The sequence below is a fragment of the Pseudomonas sp. B22(2017) genome, from assembly GCF_002113105.1.
Lineage (GTDB): Bacteria > Pseudomonadota > Gammaproteobacteria > Pseudomonadales > Pseudomonadaceae > Aquipseudomonas > Aquipseudomonas asiatica.
Genome location: NZ_NEJN01000002.1, coordinates 52,072 through 71,012, shown reverse-complemented (window position 1 = coordinate 71,012; position 18,941 = coordinate 52,072). Strand labels below are relative to the sequence as shown.

Annotated in this window: 20 protein-coding genes; 17 read left to right on the top strand and 3 right to left on the bottom strand. The window is 64.0% G+C overall.

Annotated features, from left to right (window positions below):
* Window positions 1-178: 178 nt before the first annotated feature.
* Window positions 179-709, top strand: coding sequence for an RNA polymerase factor sigma-70 (locus tag CAG18_RS04275; RefSeq protein WP_015271130.1), 531 nt, complete (start codon window positions 179-181; stop codon window positions 707-709).
* Between the two features lie 134 nt (window positions 710-843).
* Here CAG18_RS04275 and CAG18_RS04265 read toward each other — a convergent pair whose 3' ends face one another.
* Window positions 844-1,857 (bottom strand): GNAT family N-acetyltransferase, encoded by a 1,014-nt coding sequence (locus CAG18_RS04265; protein WP_085720448.1) that lies wholly within the window; start codon window positions 1,855-1,857, stop codon window positions 844-846.
* 63 nt (window positions 1,858-1,920) lie between these two features.
* Entirely contained in the window at window positions 1,921-2,721 is an 801-nt protein-coding gene (locus CAG18_RS04260) for an ABC transporter substrate-binding protein (RefSeq protein WP_085720447.1), read from the bottom strand.
* Window positions 2,722-2,893: 172 nt separating this feature from the next.
* Here CAG18_RS04260 and CAG18_RS04255 point away from each other — a divergent pair, with 172 nt between their 5' ends.
* A complete protein-coding gene (locus CAG18_RS04255) occupies window positions 2,894-3,445 on the top strand; it encodes an exonuclease domain-containing protein (protein ID WP_085720446.1) in 552 nt (183 codons plus the stop codon).
* 73 nt (window positions 3,446-3,518) lie between these two features.
* Window positions 3,519-3,803: a pyrimidine/purine nucleoside phosphorylase gene (locus CAG18_RS04250; protein WP_003259920.1), complete on the top strand. Its 285-nt coding sequence runs from the start codon at window positions 3,519-3,521 to the stop codon at window positions 3,801-3,803.
* A 112-nt stretch (window positions 3,804-3,915) separates the two neighbouring features.
* Here the strand turns inward: CAG18_RS04250 and CAG18_RS04245 are convergent, their stop codons facing one another.
* Window positions 3,916-4,608, bottom strand: coding sequence for an alpha/beta family hydrolase (locus CAG18_RS04245; protein ID WP_085720445.1), 693 nt, complete (start codon window positions 4,606-4,608; stop codon window positions 3,916-3,918).
* Between the two features lie 50 nt (window positions 4,609-4,658).
* On the opposite strand from CAG18_RS04245, the gene ccoN (CAG18_RS04240) reads away from it, so the two are divergent.
* The 14 genes from ccoN (CAG18_RS04240) to hemN all read left to right on the top strand — a co-directional run bounded on the left by ccoN (CAG18_RS04240) (window position 4,659) and on the right by hemN (window position 18,909).
* Entirely contained in the window at window positions 4,659-6,083 is a 1,425-nt protein-coding gene (ccoN, locus tag CAG18_RS04240) for a cytochrome-c oxidase, cbb3-type subunit I (RefSeq protein ID WP_013973491.1), read from the top strand.
* A gap of 13 nt (window positions 6,084-6,096) precedes the next feature.
* Window positions 6,097-6,705 (top strand): cytochrome-c oxidase, cbb3-type subunit II, encoded by a 609-nt coding sequence (gene ccoO, locus CAG18_RS04235; RefSeq protein ID WP_013973492.1) that lies wholly within the window; start codon window positions 6,097-6,099, stop codon window positions 6,703-6,705.
* Window positions 6,706-6,710: 5 nt separating this feature from the next.
* A complete protein-coding gene (locus tag CAG18_RS04230; RefSeq protein WP_023661030.1) occupies window positions 6,711-6,905 on the top strand; it encodes a cbb3-type cytochrome c oxidase subunit 3 in 195 nt (64 codons plus the stop codon).
* Window positions 6,902-7,843: a cytochrome-c oxidase, cbb3-type subunit III gene (ccoP, locus tag CAG18_RS04225; protein ID WP_085720444.1), complete on the top strand. Its 942-nt coding sequence runs from the start codon at window positions 6,902-6,904 to the stop codon at window positions 7,841-7,843. The genes CAG18_RS04230 and ccoP (CAG18_RS04225) overlap by 4 nt, the downstream gene beginning before the upstream one ends.
* Window positions 7,844-8,304: 461 nt before the next feature.
* Window positions 8,305-9,747 (top strand): cytochrome-c oxidase, cbb3-type subunit I, encoded by a 1,443-nt coding sequence (gene ccoN / locus CAG18_RS04215; protein WP_015271137.1) that lies wholly within the window; start codon window positions 8,305-8,307, stop codon window positions 9,745-9,747.
* On the top strand, window positions 9,747-10,355 hold the full coding sequence (ccoO, locus tag CAG18_RS04210) for a cytochrome-c oxidase, cbb3-type subunit II (protein WP_013973496.1): 609 nt from the start codon (window positions 9,747-9,749) through the stop codon (window positions 10,353-10,355). The genes ccoN (CAG18_RS04215) and ccoO (CAG18_RS04210) overlap by 1 nt, the downstream gene beginning before the upstream one ends.
* A 5-nt stretch (window positions 10,356-10,360) precedes the next feature.
* Window positions 10,361-10,558, top strand: coding sequence for a CcoQ/FixQ family Cbb3-type cytochrome c oxidase assembly chaperone (locus tag CAG18_RS04205; RefSeq protein WP_015271138.1), 198 nt, complete (start codon window positions 10,361-10,363; stop codon window positions 10,556-10,558).
* A complete protein-coding gene (ccoP, locus tag CAG18_RS04200) occupies window positions 10,555-11,535 on the top strand; it encodes a cytochrome-c oxidase, cbb3-type subunit III (RefSeq protein ID WP_015271139.1) in 981 nt (326 codons plus the stop codon). The genes CAG18_RS04205 and ccoP (CAG18_RS04200) overlap by 4 nt, the downstream gene beginning before the upstream one ends.
* Before the next feature lie 321 nt (window positions 11,536-11,856).
* Window positions 11,857-13,272, top strand: coding sequence for a cytochrome c oxidase accessory protein CcoG (ccoG, locus tag CAG18_RS04195; RefSeq protein WP_015271140.1), 1,416 nt, complete (start codon window positions 11,857-11,859; stop codon window positions 13,270-13,272).
* 15 nt (window positions 13,273-13,287) lie between these two features.
* On the top strand, window positions 13,288-13,812 hold the full coding sequence (locus tag CAG18_RS04190; protein ID WP_085720443.1) for a FixH family protein: 525 nt from the start codon (window positions 13,288-13,290) through the stop codon (window positions 13,810-13,812).
* Between the two features lie 150 nt (window positions 13,813-13,962).
* Window positions 13,963-16,437: a heavy metal translocating P-type ATPase gene (locus tag CAG18_RS04185; protein WP_085720442.1), complete on the top strand. Its 2,475-nt coding sequence runs from the start codon at window positions 13,963-13,965 to the stop codon at window positions 16,435-16,437.
* Entirely contained in the window at window positions 16,416-16,631 is a 216-nt protein-coding gene (gene ccoS, locus CAG18_RS04180) for a cbb3-type cytochrome oxidase assembly protein CcoS (protein ID WP_013973501.1), read from the top strand. The genes CAG18_RS04185 and ccoS overlap by 22 nt, the downstream gene beginning before the upstream one ends.
* A complete protein-coding gene (locus tag CAG18_RS04175; RefSeq protein ID WP_085720441.1) occupies window positions 16,624-17,307 on the top strand; it encodes a sulfite exporter TauE/SafE family protein in 684 nt (227 codons plus the stop codon). The genes ccoS and CAG18_RS04175 overlap by 8 nt, the downstream gene beginning before the upstream one ends.
* Before the next feature lie 219 nt (window positions 17,308-17,526).
* On the top strand, window positions 17,527-18,909 hold the full coding sequence (hemN, locus tag CAG18_RS04170; RefSeq protein ID WP_015271144.1) for an oxygen-independent coproporphyrinogen III oxidase: 1,383 nt from the start codon (window positions 17,527-17,529) through the stop codon (window positions 18,907-18,909).
* The last annotated feature ends 32 nt before the right edge of the window (window positions 18,910-18,941 follow it).

Below are 18,941 nucleotides of genomic sequence, written 5' to 3'. Positions count from 1 at the left end.
GGCGCTGAAAATGCCCTGACATGCACCCAGCCATCTCTGCGCCTTAGAACTGAAACCACATGAAACCAATTACATTTCGCATTTGACAATCATTATCATTATGAATAGCTTGTCGCCCGTCGTAGGAAGCTTCCCAAATTTGGGTGCGTCCTTTCCCCTCTGTGACAAGGTGATTTCCATGGCGGAACAACTATCCACAAGTAAGTGCGATTCACCATTACTGCAGGCCTTCGTCGACAACCGCAGCATTCTGGTCAAGATCGCTGCCCGCATTACCGGCTGCCGATCGCGCGCCGAAGATGTGGTGCAGGACGCCTTTTTCCGGCTCAGCGCCGCCCCGCAGATCACATCGTCGTTCAAGGCGCAGCTGAGCTACCTGTTCCAGATCGTGCGCAACCTGGCCATCGACCACTATCGCAAGCAGGCGATGGAGTTGAAGTACTCCGGCAGCGAGGAGGAAGGCCTTAACGTAGTCGTGCAAAACGCCTCCCCCGAAGCCACCCACATCAACCTTGCCGCGCTGGATGACATTGCCGAGGCGCTGAACGAACTGCCCCAGCGCACCCGCTATGCCTTCGAGATGTACCGCCTGCATGGCGTGCCGCAGAAGGACATTGCCAAGGAGCTGGGAGTGTCGCCGACGCTGGTCAACTTCATGATCCGCGATGCGCTGGTGCATTGCCGCAAGACGGCCAGTCGGCAGGCCTGAACCTTCAAGGTTGCTGAGGGCACGTGTGGGAGCGGGTTTACCCGCGAACACCGGCATAGCCGGTGCCATGCACCATGTCGCATTCTTCGCGGGTAAACCCGCTCCCACAGGGCCGCACAGCGGCCCCCTGGCACTCAAGCCAATTTACACTTATCGAAAAACCGTTCCCGCCCCAGAATCATCAACGCCGCACGCTTGTGCGGGAAGTCGAACTCCTTGTCGCAATGGAAGCACTGGTCGTGCATGTAGCCGATCATCTTGCCGTTGTCGGCACGCGGCTCGGCCACCACCCGCTGGGTGCGTGGGTCATCCAGGAACAGGTAGTGCACCAGCGCCGATAGCCAGCTGGCCACCTTGTGCGGCCCGCGGTGGCTCTCCTCCCCCACCAGCATGTGGATGCCACGGTCGTAGTCATCGGCCGGGTAGAACGGCGCAATGCGGTCTTCCTTGGCCCAATACGCCTCGAAGTAGGCAAACGGCTGGTCATCGAAGCAACCGATCAGCGTCAGGGCATGCGGGTCGGCCTCGAGCTTGCCCAGGTATTCGCGATGCTGCGCAAGGGTGCCACCCTCCTGCCAGAACGCCTCCACCCGCGGGTTGTTCTGCCAGCGGTTGAAGCGCTCCAGGTCATGCTCGATCTCCAAGGTACGCAGCGATACCCAACTGCCCAGGCGCGTATCGAAGCGCCGGTAAACCTCGCCACGAGGCTTGGGCGCGCGGCGTGGGTGGCGCTTGCCGTTGCTGATCTGCATCTGCTGTGGGTAGGCCACGCTGGCCGACTCGCCCAGCCACGGCTGTGGCAGCTGCCAGAACAGCGCCCGCTCGCACAGGTATTGGCCAGGCTGCTCGCCGGCCAGCAGCAGGCCACTGGTCAATGCCTGAGGCAACGGCTCGGGCAGGTGCCAGGCAAGACGCTGGCAGGCCGCATCGCGGGCCAGCAGCCAATAACAGGCGGCCCACAAGGCCACATAGAGGCGCTCGGGGCACAGCCGCTCGAGGTGGACATGCAGAGTAGCACCCATCTCCAGGCGCAACTGGATCAACGTGCGGCCCTCGAGGGACAGGCTCAGCCAGCTGTCACCCTCCTCGGCACTGAGGCTGCGCCAGCGTGGCGCTGACTGGGGCTGTGATGCGGCATCGAACGGCATGGGCTAGACTCGCGGCAATGAAGAAAAGGCTCACTGCTGAGAACGTTGCCGCATCACGGGAATTTAGTCGCGCGGGGCCGCCACCGTGATGCGGTATGGCTCGAAGATGCGCGCCAGCTCGCCACTGTCGCGCAGGTCCCGCAGCAGCGTCGCGAACGACTGCTCGCCGATCGGCGCCCCCGGGCGCAGCAAGGCGTAGTGGTGGTAGACCTGGTCAATGCGCTGCGAGGGCACCAACTGATCCTGGCTGGCCGGGTTGCGCTTCAGGAAATCGCTGAGGTAGGAACGGGTGACCAGGGCGATGTCGGCGCGGCCAGCCTGCACCATCAGCAGGTTGCTGTCATGGGAATACGTCAGGGTCGCGTTGTAGGCATTGCGCAGGTAGTCGGGGTCGGAGTTGAAGCCGGCGAACGCATAGTGGTAGCCGTTGAACAGCGCCAGGCGCTTGCCGCGCAGGTCGTCGAAGTAATGCGGGTCACGGCCATTGGCCTTGCGGGCGACGAACACCTCGGCATCTTCCAGGCCCATGTCCACGCTCTGGTGGGCAATCTGCTGCCAGCCCCATGCCGGGTTCTCGAAAATGGCCATGTCGGTGCGGCCTTGCTGGAGGTCACCAAAACGCCGCTGGATGGAGGTGGGCACCACAACGAAGTGGTAGCGCTGCTGCGCGCGATTGAGCGCGTCGACCAACTGCCGCAGCAGGCCGCTGTCGGCGCCCTGCTCCGGGCGTACCGTGTACGGAGGGAAATGCGCAGCGCCAATCTTTACCTCGACGGCATCGGCAGCCCATGCCGGCGCCGCCAGCCAGAACACGGCTAGCAGCATCAGGGAAGACAGGGCCTTCAGGCCGGTCGCTGGAGTCAAGACGGACACTCATCACGGTTCATGCCGGGGTCCGCCTAAGCTAGGCGTTTTCCGGGCCGGACACAACTGCCGGTTAGTGGCACTTTGCGCCAAAGCTGCGGGCAAACTGCCAGGGGATGCCGGATGCCCGGAGTTTCGCTACGCTCTAGCAGGATCTGCAAGGGAGCCTGGTATGGGCCACTGGTTGGTGATCGACCTGGAAGCCACCACCGACGATGGTGGGTGGCCGGTCACAGAGATGGAAGTCATTGAAATCGGCGCAAGCCTGGTTACCCGCGATGGCCGCGAGGTCGACCACTTCCAGCGCTTCGTGAAGCCTCGGCGGCGGCCGCAGCTGACCCCGTTCTGCCGTGAGCTGACCCACATCAGCCAGGCCAGCGTGGACAGTGCCGCGTCGTTCCGCGAGGTATGGGCAAGCTTCGAGCGCTGGCTCGGGCACCACCGCGGGCAGCTTCAGGCCTGGGTCAGCTGGGGCGACTACGACCGCCAGCAGTTGCACCAGGAGTGGCAGCAGCATGGGCTGGACAGCCTGCTGCGGACCCTGCCGCACATCAACCTCAAGCAACGCTTCGCCAAGGCCCGCCACCTGCAGCGCCCCGCTGGCCTGAATGGTGCACTGCAGCTGGCCGGCATGCACTTTTGCGGGCAGCAGCACCGGGCCCTGGAAGATGCACGCAATACCGCGCGGCTGCTGCCGTTGAGCCTGCCGACAGACGCTACCTGAAAGCAGATGACGGGGCCGGTGGGCTTGGGCATACTGGCCAGCCCTTTTTCATCCCCCCTTTCAGGAGTCGCCCATGTTCCAGGTCAACGAGTACTTCAACGGCACCGTCAAGTCGATCGCATTCGCGGGCGAAGAAGGCCCGGCCACTGTCGGTGTGATGGCCCCGGGCGAATACGAATTCGGCACTGCCAAGCGCGAAATCATGCACGTGGTTTCGGGTGCGCTGACCGTGAAGCTGCCAGGTAGCGACAACTGGGAAACCTTCAAGGCGGGCGACAAGTTCAACGTGCCGGCTGACAGCAAGTTCCAGCTGCAGGTGAAGGTGGATACCGCCTACCTGTGCGAGTACCGCGACTAAGCGTCAGCCTGGTCCGGCCACTTCGCGGGTAAACCCGCTCCCACACGTGCTGCACAAGTTTCAGACCTGTAGTGAACCTGTGGGAGCGGGCAAGCACGCGAAGAATCCAGCACTATTGCGACAGGAATGCCGCAACCTTCTCAGCCGCCGCCTGCAAGTGCTGCTCATGACTGAACCCCGAGGCCTTCAGCGGCTTCAGGTCATGGTCCCCCGCCACCAGCCAGCTCACCTCGATCGCCGGCGATAACGCATACCCTGCCACCGCCTCGCGGTTACCCAGTGCATCCCGCTCGCCCTGCACGATCAACGTCGGCGTCTTCAATTCGGCCAGGTGTTCGACCCGTGGCTTTTCCGGTTTGCCCACTGCATAGAACGGATAGCCCAGACACACCAGTGCATCCGCTTCCAGTTCATCGGCCAGCAGGCTGGCCATGCGCCCGCCCATGGACTTGCCACCCACCGCCAGCTTGCCCGCGACCAAAGGTCGCACCTGCCGGTACACCTCGCGCCAGCATTCCAGCAACACCTTCTGCGGGTTCGGCGGCCGCTTGCCGCCGGCAACCCTGCGCTCGGCCATGTACGGGAACTCGAAGCGCACTACCGCTACCCCAAGCGCCGCAAGCCTTTGCGCCATTTCGTCCATGAACCCGCTGTCCATCGGCGCACCTGCGCCATGGGCCAGGATCAGGCAGCCCTTGTAGCCGTCCTTGCCCCGAGCATGCGGGGGATCGCAGCGCAAGCCTGGGACATTTCCGACCTTCGCCCATTGATCCCCGTCAATACCGGCACTTTGCCCATTAATCATGCTTGCCTCGCTGTAAAGCCTGCCAAATAACCGTGGATGGGAACCCATACATGAACACAACCAGCAGTACCGCCTATAACTACAAGGTGGTCCGCCAATTCGCCATCATGACGGTGGTGTGGGGAATCGTCGGGATGGGGCTCGGCGTCTTCATCGCCGCCCAGCTCGCCTGGCCCTCCCTCAACTTCGACCTCCCCTGGACCAGCTTCGGCCGCCTGCGCCCCCTGCATACCAATGCGGTGATCTTCGCCTTCGGCGGCTGCGCGCTGTTCGCCACCTCCTATTATTCGGTGCAACGCACCTGCCAGACCACCCTGTTCGCACCGGGCCTGGCCGCGTTCACCTTCTGGGGCTGGCAACTGGTGATCCTGCTGGCGGCCATCAGCCTGCCGCTGGGCTACACCAGCTCCAAGGAATACGCCGAACTGGAATGGCCGATCGACATCCTGATCACCATCGTCTGGGTGAGCTACGCCATCGTGTTCTTCGGCACGCTGATGAAGCGCAACACCAAGCACATCTACGTCGGTAACTGGTTCTTCGGCGGCTTCATCCTCACCGTGGCGATGCTGCACGTCGTCAACAACCTGGAACTGCCCGTCAGCCTGACCAAGTCCTACTCGGTCTATGCCGGCGCCACCGATGCCATGGTGCAGTGGTGGTACGGCCACAACGCCGTGGGCTTCTTCCTGACCGCAGGCTTCCTGGGGATGATGTACTACTACGTGCCCAAGCAGGCCGAACGCCCGGTGTATTCCTATCGCCTGTCGATCGTGCACTTCTGGGCGCTGATCACCCTGTACATCTGGGCCGGCCCGCACCACCTGCACTACACCGCCCTGCCCGACTGGGCGCAGTCGTTGGGCATGGTGATGTCGCTGATCCTGCTGGCACCAAGCTGGGGCGGCATGATCAACGGCATGATGACCCTGTCCGGCGCCTGGCACAAACTGCGCAGCGACCCGATCCTGCGTTTCCTGGTGGTGTCGCTGGCGTTCTACGGCATGTCCACCTTCGAAGGCCCGATGATGGCCATCAAGACGGTCAACGCCCTGTCCCACTACACCGACTGGACCATCGGCCACGTGCACGCCGGCGCCCTCGGCTGGGTGGCGATGATCTCGATCGGCGCGCTGTACCACACCATCCCGAAAGTGTTCGGCAAGGAGCGCATGTACAGCATCGGCCTGATCAACGCGCACTTCTGGCTGGCCACCATCGGCACCGTGCTGTACATCGCCTCGATGTGGGTCAACGGCATCGCCCAGGGCCTGATGTGGCGCGCGGTCAACAGCGACGGCACGCTCACCTACTCGTTCGTGGAAACCCTGGTGGCCAGCCACCCAGGCTTCATCGTGCGCTTCGTCGGCGGTGCGATCTTCCTCAGCGGCATGTTCCTGATGGCCTGGAACACCTGGCGCACCGTGCGTTCGCCGGCGCTCGATGTCGCCCCTGCGAACGCCCAGCTGGCTTGAGGAGACCTGCCTGATGAAACATGAAGTCATCGAGAAAAACGTCGGCCTGCTGGCCCTGCTGATGGTGTTCGCCGTCAGCATCGGCGGCCTGACCCAGATCGTCCCGTTGTTCTTCCAGGACGTCACCAACAAGCCGGTGGAAGGCATGAAGCCCTACACCGCGCTGCAGCTGGAAGGCCGCGATATCTACATCCGCGAAGGCTGCGTGGGCTGCCATTCGCAGATGATCCGCCCGTTCCGTGCCGAAACCGAGCGCTATGGCCACTATTCGGTGGCTGGTGAAAGCGTGTGGGACCATCCGTTCCTGTGGGGCTCCAAGCGCACCGGGCCGGACCTGGCCCGGGTCGGTGGCCGCTACTCGGACGACTGGCACCGTGCGCACCTGTACAACCCGCGCAACGTGGTACCGGAGTCGAAGATGCCGTCGTACCCATGGCTGGTCGCCCAGCAGGTCGACAACAGCCATACCGACACCAAGATGCGCACCCTGCGCACCCTGGGCGTGCCGTACACCGACGATGACATCGCCGGGGCCCGCGACGCGGTCAAGGGCAAGACCGAAATGGATGCCCTGGTCGCCTACCTGCAGGTGCTAGGCACCGCGATCAAGAACAAGAGGTGAATGCGATGGGAATGGACATCGGCATGATCCGCGGCCTGGGCACACTGGTGGTGATGATCGCCTTCATCGGCCTCACCCTGTGGGTATTCAACCGCCGCCGCGACCGTGATTTCGCCGAAGCGCGCCTGCTGCCCTTCGTCGACGACCGCCTGCCCTCTGCCGGACAGGAACCTGCTGCAAAAAGGAGTAACGGGCAATGACCACCTTCTGGAGTACGTACATCTGCGTACTGACCATCGGTAGCCTGATTGGCCTGACCTGGCTGCTGCTCGCCACCCGCAAGGGCCAGAGCAACAACACCACCGACCAGACCATGGGCCACAGCTTCGACGGCATCGAGGAATACGACAACCCGCTGCCCAAGTGGTGGTTCTGGCTGTTCGTCGGCACCCTGGTGTTCTCGGTCGGCTACCTGATCCTCTACCCGGGCCTGGGCAACTGGAAGGGCATCCTGCCGGGCTATGAAAATGGCTGGACCGGCGCCAACGAATGGCAGAAGGAGATGGAGAAGGCTGACGCAAGATTCGGCCCGATCTTTGCCAAGTACGCCGCCATGCCCGTGGAAGAAGTGGCCAAGGACCCGCAGGCACTGAAGATGGGCAGCCGCCTGTTCGCCTCCAACTGCTCGGTGTGCCACGGCTCGGACGCCAAGGGTGCCTATGGCTTCCCCAACCTCACCGACAAGGACTGGCGCTGGGGCGGCGAGGCGGAAACCATCAAGGCGTCGATCATGAACGGTCGTCACGGCGTGATGCCGGCCTGGGCCGAAGTGATCGGCGAGCAGGGCGTGGCGGATGTGGCCGCGTTCGTGCTCACCAACCTCGATGGCCGCAGCCTGCCGGAAGGGGTCAAGGCTGACGCCGCCAAGGGCAAGGAGATCTTTGCGAGCAACTGCGTGGCCTGCCACGGACCTGAAGGCAAAGGCACCCCGGCCATGGGCGCACCAGACCTGACTCACCCGCAGGCGTTCATCTACGGTTCGAGCTTTGCCCAGCTGCAGCAGACCATTCGCTATGGTCGCCAGGGTCAGATGCCGGCGCAGGCGGAGATCCAGGGCAACGACAAGGTGCACCTGCTGGCGGCGTATGTGTATAGCCTGTCGCAGGATGGTGCTGCTGAAACCGTGACTGCCAAGTAATACCGCCCAAGGGCCGCTTTGCGGCCCACTCGCAGCACAAGGCTGCTCCTACAAGGGTACCGCGCAAGATTAAGCCACCCTGTAGGAGCAGCCTTGTGCTGCGAACGGGCTGCAAAGCAGCCCCTCTCCTCGCTCTACCCCTCCTTGCACCCCCTCCGAACACAACTAAGCTTGTTGCCTCAGTGGGCCTCGCTCCGAAAGGACCGAAGCAGACGCGGCGCGTAGCCTGTCGCCGTCCCGATAAAAAGCTTGACCGATCGATCAGAAAAAGGCGAAAAACGGTACACATTACAAATATTTATTTGTGTACAATCGTCCAGACCCGATCGCTGCGGGACATCAGTGAACGGGCTCGGGCACGGGTCGGCGTACCAAAGTTGCGTTGCAGTAACCCCGGTGGTTATCAATACTGGCGCCGATTTTTCGACCAACAAGAACATCAAAACCGTGGAACCTTAGCAATGAGCACAGCAATCAGTCCGACTGCTTATAACTATAAGGTCGTCCGCCAGTTCGCCATCATGACGGTGGTCTGGGGGATCCTTGGCATGGGCCTCGGCGTCTTCATCGCCTCGCAGCTGGTATGGCCGCAACTGAACCTGGACCTGCCCTGGACCAGCTTCGGCCGCCTGCGCCCGCTGCACACCAACCTGGTGATCTTCGCCTTCGGGGGCTGTGCGCTGTTCGGCACCAGCTACTACGTGGTGCAGCGCACCTGCCAGACCCGGCTGATCTCCGACAGCATGGCCGCCTTCACCTTCTGGGGTTGGCAGGCGGTGATCGTCGGGGCGCTGATCACCCTGCCGATGGGCTACACCACCACCAAGGAGTACGCCGAGCTCGAGTGGCCGCTGGCGATCCTGCTGGCCATCGTCTGGGTCACCTACGGGTTGGTGTTCTTCGGCACCATCGTCAAGCGCAAGACCAAGCACATCTATGTCGGCAACTGGTTCTACGGCGCCTTCATCGTGGTTACCGCGATGCTGCACATCGTCAACCACATCTCGCTGCCGGTAAGCCTGTTCAAGTCGTACTCGGCCTACTCCGGCGCCACCGACGCGATGATCCAGTGGTGGTACGGCCACAACGCCGTGGGCTTCTTCCTCACCACCGGCTTCCTGGGGATGATGTACTACTTCGTACCGAAGCAGGCCGAACGCCCGATCTACTCGTATCGTCTGTCTATCGTGCACTTCTGGGCACTGATCACCCTGTACATCTGGGCCGGCCCGCACCACCTGCACTACACCGCCCTGCCAGACTGGGCGCAGTCGCTGGGCATGGTGATGTCGATCATCCTGCTGGCGCCAAGCTGGGGCGGCATGATCAACGGCATGATGACCCTGTCCGGTGCCTGGCACAAACTGCGCACCGACCCGATCCTGCGCTTCCTGGTGGTGTCGCTGGCGTTCTACGGCATGTCCACCTTCGAAGGCCCGATGATGGCCATCAAGACCGTGAACTCGCTGTCGCACTACACCGACTGGACCATCGGCCACGTTCACGCCGGCGCCCTCGGCTGGGTAGCGATGATCTCGATCGGCGCCGTGTACCACATGATCCCGCGCCTGTATGGCCGCGAGCAGATGCACAGCGTCGGCCTGATCAACGCGCACTTCTGGCTGGCTACCATCGGTACCGTGCTGTACATCGCCTCGATGTGGGTAAACGGCATCACCCAGGGCCTGATGTGGCGCGCCATCAACGATGACGGCACCCTCACCTACTCCTTCGTCGAAGCCCTGCAGGCCAGCCACCCTGGCTATATCGTCCGCGCCCTGGGCGGTGCGTTCTTCGCCACCGGCATGCTGCTGATGGCCTACAACGTGTTCCGTACCGTACGTGCCGCCAACCCGGCACAGGCTGAGGAAGCCGCCAAGATCGTCGTCGTGGGAGCGCACTGATGAAGCATGAAGCCGTCGAGAAGAACATAGGCCTGCTGGCCTTCTTCATGGTCATCGCCGTGAGCGTCGGTGGCCTGACCCAGATCGTCCCGCTGTTTTTCCAGGACGTCACCAACAAACCCGTTGAAGGCATGAAGCCGCGCACCGCGCTGGAGCTTGAAGGCCGCGATATCTACATCCGCGAAGGCTGCGTGGGCTGCCACTCGCAGATGATCCGCCCGTTCCGTGCCGAAACCGAGCGCTACGGCCATTACTCGGTGGCCGGCGAGAGCGTGTGGGACCACCCGTTCCTGTGGGGCTCCAAGCGTACCGGGCCGGACCTGGCGCGGGTCGGTGGCCGCTACTCCGATGACTGGCACCGTGCGCACCTGTACAACCCGCGCAACGTAGTACCGGAATCGAAGATGCCGTCGTACCCGTGGCTGGTCGAGCACAAGCTCGACGGCAAGGACACCGCGAAGAAGATGGAAGTGCTGCGCACCCTCGGCGTGCCATACACCGACGCCGACATCGCCGGGGCCCGCGACGCGGTCAAGGGCAAGACCGAAATGGACGCCATCGTCGCGTACCTGCAGGGTCTTGGCACCATCATCAAGAGCAAACGGTGACGCTGATGGATATCGGGATGATTCGCGGCCTGGGCACCGTCGTGGTGATGGTGGCCTTCGTGGGCCTGGCGCTGTGGGTGTTCAACCCACGGCGCAAGAAGGACTTCGACGAAGCGACCCAACTGCCCTTCGCGGATGACCCCGAGGCCTGCCGCCACGTCGAGCAAGAGCACGCAAAAGCTTCTGGGAGCAAAAAACAATGACAACCTTCTGGAGTCTGTACGTTACCGTCCTGACCCTGGGCACCATCTTCTCGTTGACCTGGCTGCTGCTGTCGACCCGCAAGGGCCAGCGCGAAGAGGTCACCGACGAAACCGTCGGGCATGCCTTCGATGGCATCGAGGAGTACGACAACCCGCTGCCGAAATGGTGGTTCTGGCTGTTCGTCGGCACCATCATCTTCGCCCTCGGCTACCTGGTGCTGTACCCGGGCCTGGGCAACTGGAAAGGCGTCCTGCCAGGCTACTCATACCTGGATAACGACAAGCAGACCGAGTTTTCCAACGGCCAGCCGGGCTGGACCGGCGTGCACGAGTGGGAAAAGGAAATGGCCAAGGCCGACGCCCGCTTCGGGCCGATCTTCGCCAAGTTCGCCGCCATGCCCATCACCGAGGTGGCCAAGGACCCGCAGGCCCTGAAGATGGGCGCGCGGCTGTTCGCCTCCAACTGCTCGGTGTGCCACGGCTCCGACGCCAAGGGTGCCTATGGTTTCCCCAATCTTACCGACAACGACTGGCGCTGGGGCGGCGAGCCGGACACCATCAAGGCAACCATCATGGGCGGCCGCCACGGCGTGATGCCGGCCTGGGCCGAAGTGATCGGCGAGCAGGGCGTGGCCGACGTGGCTGCGTTCGTGGTCAGCAAGCTCGATGGCCGCACCCTGCCAGAGGGCGTGAAAGCCGATGCCGAAAACGGTCAGAAGATCTTCGCCGCCAACTGCGTGGCCTGCCACGGCCCCGAGGGCAAGGGCACGCCAGCCATGGGCGCGCCGAACCTGACCCATCCGCAGGCGTTCATCTACGGCTCGAGCTTTGCCCAGTTGCAACAGACCATCCGCTACGGTCGCCAGGGGCAGATGCCAGCCCAGGAGCAGCTGCAAGGGAATGACAAGGTGCACTTGCTGGCGGCTTATGTGTATAGCCTGTCGCAGCAGGACCAGGCACCGGCCAAGGCCGAGTAAGCAGGCCTGGCCTCTTCGCGGGTAAACCCGCTCCCACAGGTACTGCGCTCGCGTCAGGATCTGTGCGATCCCTGTGGGAGCGGGTTCACCCGCGAAGAGGCCGGTACTGAAAACACATTTGTTGCAGGCTCCATGACCTGGATCAATTGACACCTGCCATAACACGATTCATACCACGAACCCAACGCGACTAAAGGTCGCAGTGCAGCCCCATACTGCCATCAGCGGCGTATCATGGGCCGCAGAGCGCTAGCAGATTGCGCGAGACTGCGGCCGGCATGCACTGGCTGCGGCACTTCTCCACTGCCGTGGGACTTGATGATGAGCAAGCAAATTCCGGTACATGACGTCACCCCGCCTGCCAACAAAGGGAAGGATTCCGTCGACCTCTACGCCTCCCGGGAAAAGATCTACACCCGCGCTTTCACCGGCCTGTTCCGGCGCCTGCGCATGGTCGGCGGGGCTGTGCTGTTCCTGCTGTACTTCGGCACGGTGTGGTTGAACTGGGGTGGCCACCAGGCCGTGTGGTGGAACCTGCCCGAGCGCAAGTTCTACATCTTCGGCGCCACCATCTGGCCGCAAGACTTCATCCTGCTTTCGGGCATCCTCATCGTGGCCGCCTTCGGCCTGTTCTTCATCACCGTGTTCGCCGGCCGGGTGTGGTGCGGCTACACCTGCCCGCAAAGCGTGTGGACATGGATTTTCATGTGGTGCGAGAAGGTCACCGAGGGCGACCGCAACCAGCGCATGAAGCTCGACAAAGCCCCCATGAGCGGCAACAAGTTCCTGCGCAAGTTCGCCAAGCACAGCCTGTGGCTGCTGATCGGTTTCGTCACCGGCATGACCTTCGTCGGCTATTTCTCGCCGATCCGTGAACTGGCCATCGAATTCTTTACCGGTCAGGCCGACGGCTGGGCCTACTTCTGGGTCGGCTTCTTCACCCTCGCCACCTACGGCAACGCCGGCTGGCTGCGCGAGCAGGTGTGCGTGTACATGTGCCCCTACGCGCGCTTCCAGAGTGTGATGTTCGACAAGGACACGCTGATAGTTTCCTACGACCCGCGTCGTGGCGAAACCCGCGGCCCGCGCAAAAAGGACCTGGACTACAAGGCCGCCGGCCTGGGCGACTGCATCGACTGCACCATGTGCGTGCAGGTCTGCCCCACCGGCATCGATATCCGTGACGGCCTGCAGATCGAGTGCATCGGCTGCGCCGCGTGCATCGATGCCTGTGACAACATCATGGACAAGATGAATTACCCAAGGGGGCTGATCAGCTACACCACCGAGCACAACCTGTCCGGGCAGAAGACCCACATGCTGCGCCCGCGCCTGATCGGCTATGCCGTGGTACTGCTGGTGATGATGGTCGGCCTGGCCACCGCCTTCGCCACCCGTTCGCTGGTCGGTTTCGACGTCAGCAAGGACCGCGTGCTGTACCGCGAGAACGCCCAGGGCCGGATCGAGAACGTGTATAGCCTGAAGGTGATGAACAAGGACCAGCGTGACCACGTCTACGTGCTGGACGCCACCGGCCTGCCGGACCTGAAGCTTGAAGGCCAGCGCGAGATCCGCGTGGACGCTGGTGATATCGTCAGCCTGCCGGTGCAGCTGTCGATCGCGCCCGAGAAACTGCCATCGACCACCAACGAAATTACCTTCATCCTCAAGAGCGCCGATGACAGCGACGCCCAGGTTGAAGCCAAGAGCCGCTTCATCGGCCCACAGATCCGCTAAGAGAGATAACCCACAATGCCTGCCACCGCCGCCAGCCCCTGGTACAAGCACCTCTGGCCCTGGATCATCATCGGCATTCTCGCCACCTCGGTGTGCCTGAGCCTGACCATGGTCAGCATCGCCGTGCACAACCCGGACAACCTGGTGAACGACAACTACTACGAGGCTGGCAAGGGCATCAACCGCTCGCTGGACCGAGAACTGCTGGCGCAGATGCTGGGCCTGAAGGCCGGCGTGCACCTGGACGAGCTGACCGGCGAAGTGGACGTGCGCCTGGCCGGCAACAGCGACCCGCAGAGCCTGGAGCTGAACCTGATCTCGCCAACCCAGCCGGAGAAAGACCGCAAGGTGCTGTTGAGCCGGGTCGAGGCTGGGCGCTATGTGGGGCAGCTGGAGGACAAGGTTGACGGGCGGCGCTTCGTTGAGCTGCTGGGTAGCGAAGGTGGCCAGGTTTGGCGCTTGTTCGAGGAAGAAAAGGTCGAGCATGGTGTGACCTTGCAGCTGGGTGATGAAGCACTGCAAGGTGCCGAGCACCAATAATCGCACCTCCGCCGCTCCTTGTAGGAGCGGGTTTACCCGCGAATGCGTCAAACCTGAAAACATCATTGCCTGATCTGACGCATTCGCGGGTAAACCCGCTCCCACAGGTGCCGTGCCCAACCCAGCCGATTTGTTTAAGGCAATGATGTGATGACCCAGCCCACCCCCTGCTACCACTGCGCAATGCCCGTCCCCGCCGGCAGCCGCTTCAACGCCGTGGTCCTCGGTGAGTCCCGGCAGTTCTGCTGCCCCGGCTGCCAGGCAGTGGCCGAGTCGATCGTCGCCGGTGGCCTGGAACACTACTACCAGCACCGCAGCGACAACTGCGCCAACCCCGAGGCCCTGCCCAGGCAGCTACAGGACGAACTGGCCCTCTACGACCGCAGCGACGTTCAGCAAACCTTCGTTCGCCATGCTGGCGACCTGGCCGAGACCACCCTGCTGGTCGAAGGCATCAGCTGCGCCGCCTGCGGCTGGCTGATCGAAAAGCACCTGCGCAACCTGCCCGGCGTCGCCGAGGCGCGCCTGAACCTGTCCAACCATCGCCTGCTGCTGAACTGGGATGACAAGCAACTGCCGCTCTCGCGCCTGCTCGCAGAGCTGCGCCAGATCGGCTACGCCGCCCACCCCTATCAGCCCGACCAGGCCGCCGAGCAACTGGCCCGCGAGAACCGCAGCGCCCTGCGCCGCCTGGGCGTGGCCGGGCTGCTGTGGTTCCAGGCGATGATGGCAACCATGGCCACCTGGCCGGAATTCAACATCGACCTGTCGCCCGAGCTGCACACCATTCTGCGCTGGGTGGCGCTGTTTCTCACCATCCCCATCGTGTTCTACAGCTGCGCACCGTTCTTCAAAGGCGCGGCACGCGACCTGCGTACCCGCCACCTGACCATGGACGTTTCGGTGTCGCTGGCCATTGGCCTGGCGTTCGGCGCCGGTATCTGGACCGCCATCACCGGCAGCGGCGAGCTGTATTTCGACACCGTGGGCATGTTCGCGCTGTTCCTGCTCACTGGCCGTTACCTGGAGCGCCGCGCCCGCGAACGCACCGCCGCGGCCACCGCGCAGCTGGTCAACCTGCTGCCGGCCTCGTGCCTGCGCCTGGACGCCGTCGGCCGCAGCGAACGCATCCTGCTCAGCGAACTGCAGCGCGGTGACACAGTGCAGGTGCTGCCAGGCGCGGTAATCCCCGCCGACGGGCGCATCGTCGAAGGCCGCTCCAGCGTCGATGAATCGTTGCTGACCGGTGAATACCTGCCGCAACCACGGCGGGTCGGCGAGCGGGTCACCGGCGGTACCCTGAACGTCGAAAGCACCCTGAACGTGGAAGTCGAAGCCCTCGGCCACGACTCGCGGTTGTCGGCCATCGTCCGCCTGCTGGAACGCGCCCAGACCGAAAAACCACGCCTGGCCGAAATCGCCGACCGGGCCTCGCAGTGGTTCCTGCTGTTCTCGCTGTTGGCCGCCGCGGCCATCGGCCTGTGGTGGTGGCACCTGGACCCGGCGCGGGCGTTCTGGATCGTGCTGGCCATGCTGGTAGCGACCTGCCCCTGCGCGCTGTCCCTGGCCACGCCAACGGCGCTTACCGCAGCCACTGGCACGTTGCACAAGCTCGGCCTGCTGGTGACCCGTGGCCATGTGCTGGAAGGCCTGAACCAGATCGACACGGTGATTTTCGACAAGACCGGCACGCTGACCGAAGGCCGCCTGACCTTGCGCAGCATTCGACCGCTCGGCAGCCTGCCGGCCGACCGCTGCCTGGCCCTGGCCGCAGCGCTGGAGAACCGCTCCGAACACCCCATCGCCCGTGCATTCGGCCGCACCGCCACGCCTGCTGACGAGGTGCAGACCGTGCCGGGCCTGGGCCTGGAAGGGTTGGTCGACGGCCAGCGCCTGCGCATTGGCCAGGCCACCTTCGTCTGCGCCCTGAGCGGCGCGGAAATCCCCGGAGTGCCAGAGCCGCGCGGCCAGTGGCTGCTGCTGGGCGACCGCCAGGGCCCGCTGGCCTGGTTCGGCCTGGACGACCGCCTACGCGACGATGCCCCTGCCCTGCTGGCGGCCTGCAAGGCCCGTGGCTGGCGCACGCTGCTGCTGTCGGGCGACAGCTCGCCGATGGTTGCCGAAGTGGCCGCGCAGCTGGGCATCGACCAGGCCATCGGCGGGCTGCGCCCGGACGACAAACTGGACCGGCTGAAGGCGCTGCAGGCGGCCGGGCGCAAGGTGCTGATGCTGGGTGACGGGGTCAACGACGTGCCGGTACTGGCCGCCGCGGACATCAGCATCGCCATGGGCAGCGCCACCGACCTGGCCAAGACCAGCGCCGACGCCGTGCTGCTGTCCAACCGCCTGCAGGCGCTGGTACAGGCCTTCGAACTGGCCCGCCGCACCCGCCGCAACATCCTCGAGAACCTGCTGTGGGCGACCCTGTATAATGGCCTGATGTTGCCGTTCGCCGCGCTCGGCTGGATCACCCCGGTATGGGCAGCCATCGGCATGTCGGTCAGTTCGCTGATCGTGGTGCTCAATGCCCTGCGCCTGACCCGCCTGCCCCCGGCATCGGGTTTGCCATCGACCGAAGCGCCCCTGCCTGGGAGGAAGTCGCCATGCCCGCCCTCTATGTCATGATCCCGGCGGCCCTGCTGCTGGTCGGCGTGGCCGTGTACATCTTCTTCTGGGCGGTGGACAGCGGCCAGTACGACGACCTGGAAAGCCCTGCCCACAGCATCCTGTTCGACGACCAGGACCCGCGCCATCAGGCGGCGGTGAAACCTGACGACAGCAAGGCCGACACCGACAAGGAAAACCCGCCCCGTGCCTGACCTGCTGCCCCTGCTGGGCTCGGCGTTGATCCTCGGTTTGCTCGGCGGCGGCCACTGCCTGGGCATGTGCGGCGGCCTGATGGGCGCGCTGACCCTTGCCATCCCGCCTGAACAACGTGGGCGGCGCATGCGCCTGCTGCTCGCGTACAACCTTGGCCGCATTCTCAGTTATGCCTGTGCCGGCCTGCTGCTGGGCCTGGCCGGCTGGGCCGTGGCCAGCAGCCCGGCGGCGCTGGCACTGCGGGTGGTGGCGGCGCTGCTGTTGATCGCCATGGGGCTGTACCTGGCAGGCTGGTGGAGCGGGCTGACCCGCATCGAGGCGCTGGGCCGGGGACTGTGGCGGCATATTCAGCCAGCGGCGTCGCGCTTGCTGCCGGTGTCCAGCGTGCCTCGGGCGTTGTTGCTGGGGGCGCTATGGGGGTGGCTACCATGCGGCCTGGTATACAGCACCCTGCTGTGGGCGGCCAGTCAGGGCAATGCCGGGTACAGCGCGGCGCTGATGCTGGCGTTCGGCGTGGGGACCTGGCCGGTGCTACTGGCCACGGGGCTGGCGGCTGAGCGAGTAAACCGGTTGTTGAAACGGCGCAGTGTGCGGGTGGCTGGCGGGGTGCTGGTAATGCTGTTTGGGGTATGGACTCTGCCCGGGCCGCATCAGCATTGGTTGATGGGGCATTGAGGGGGCCGCTGTGCAGCCCAATCGCCAGCAAGCGAGCTCCCACAGGTACTGCACAAGGCTTGAGGTTTGCACGGCCCCTGTGGGAGCTGGCTTGCCGGCGATTGGGCCGCACGGCGGCCCCCGCTTGCACCGCCGTTTCCCCTTGATACAAATCAACACCGGTTCCTGCAGACAGCCATAGACTCCGGGGCACTGCTGCTCTTTCCGGGGACCACCCTCATGCTCGACGACCTACGTTGGGATACCGACCTGATCCGCCGCTACGACCTGGCCGGGCCACGCTACACCTCCTACCCGACCGCCGTGCAACTGCACAGCGAAGTGGGTTCGTTCGACCTGCTCCACGCCCTGCGCGAGAGCCGTCGGGCCGTGCGCCCGCTGTCGCTGTACGTGCACGTGCCGTTCTGCGCCAACATCTGCTACTACTGCGCCTGCAACAAGGTCATCACCAAGGACCGCGCCCGCGCTGCGCCCTACCTGCAGCGCCTGGAGCAGGAAATCCAGCTGATCGCCTGCCACCTCGATCCCAAGCAGCGTGTCGAGCAGTTGCACTTCGGCGGCGGCACGCCAACCTTCCTCAGCCATGTGGAACTGCGCCAGCTGATGGCCACCCTGCGCCAGCACTTCCACCTGCTGGACGACGACTCCGGTGACTACGGCATCGAGATCGACCCGCGCGAAGCCGACTGGTCGACCATGGGCCTGCTCCGCGAACTGGGCTTCAACCGCGTCAGCCTGGGCGTGCAGGACCTCGACCCAGCCGTGCAGCGCGCGGTCAACCGCCTGCAGAGCCTGGAGCAGACCCGCACCCTGATCGAAGCCGCGCGCACCCTGCAGTTCCGCTCGATCAACCTCGACCTGATCTACGGCCTGCCCAAGCAAACCCCGGAAGGCTTTGCCCGCACTGTCGAAGAAGTGATCCGCCTGCAACCCGACCGCCTGTCAGTGTTCAACTACGCCCACCTGCCCGAACGCTTCATGCCGCAACGGCGCATCGACAGCAATGACCTGCCCAGCGCGGCCGCCAAGCTGGAGATGCTGCACGCCACCATCGACCAGCTGACCGCCGCCGGCTACCGCTACATCGGCATGGACCACTTCGCCCTGCCCGACGACGAGCTGGCCATCGCCCAGGAAGAAGGCACCCTGCAGCGCAACTTCCAGGGCTACACCACCCATGGGCACTGCGACCTGATCGGCCTGGGCGTGTCGGCCATCAGCCAGATCGGCGACCTGTACTGCCAGAACAGCAGCGACCTCAACACCTACCAGGACAGCCTGTCCAACGCCCAGTTGGCCACCCAGCGCGGCCTGCTGTGCAACCACGACGACCGCATCCGCCGTGCAGTGATCCAGCAACTGATCTGCCATTTCGAGCTCGATTTCGAGCCGATCGAACAGGCATTCACCATTGATTTTCGCGGCTACTTCAACGACCTCTGGCCAGAACTGCTGACCTTGCAGCGCGACGGCCTGATCCGCCTGGATGACAAAGGCATCCGCATCCTGCCGGCCGGCCGCCTGCTGGCGCGCTCGGTATGCATGGTGTTCGACGCCTACCTGGCGATGCACAACCGCCAGCGCTTCTCGCGGGTGATCTGAACCGAGTCGTTCAACCGCATGGACAAAGTTCC